The sequence below is a fragment of the Streptomyces zinciresistens K42 genome (assembly GCF_000225525.1).
In the GTDB taxonomy this organism is placed as follows: Bacteria; Actinomycetota; Actinomycetes; order Streptomycetales; family Streptomycetaceae; genus Streptomyces; species Streptomyces zinciresistens.
Genome location: NZ_AGBF01000520.1, coordinates 1 through 209, shown reverse-complemented (window position 1 = coordinate 209; position 209 = coordinate 1). Strand labels below are relative to the sequence as shown.

General features: G+C 72.7%; 1 pseudogene. It reads left to right on the top strand.

The features are described from left to right. A pseudogene (locus SZN_RS37455) lies at positions 1-209 on the top strand (hypothetical protein); the annotation flags it as partial.

Here is a 209-nt window from a genome sequence, read left to right as displayed (position 1 = left end):
CCGTGAGCGGCTGTACCACTCGCACATCATCGAGTGGCGCCAGGCCCGCGAGGCCGGCGCCCTGGGTGCCCTTGCCGACCGGCGGACCTCGGCGGTGCGGCCGAAGAAGGCGGCCGAGCAGGCCGAACTGGAGCGGCTGCGCAAGAAGGTCGCGCGGCTGGAGAAGGACCTGGCCCGCCGGGACGCGGCCCTGGAAGTCATGGGAAAAG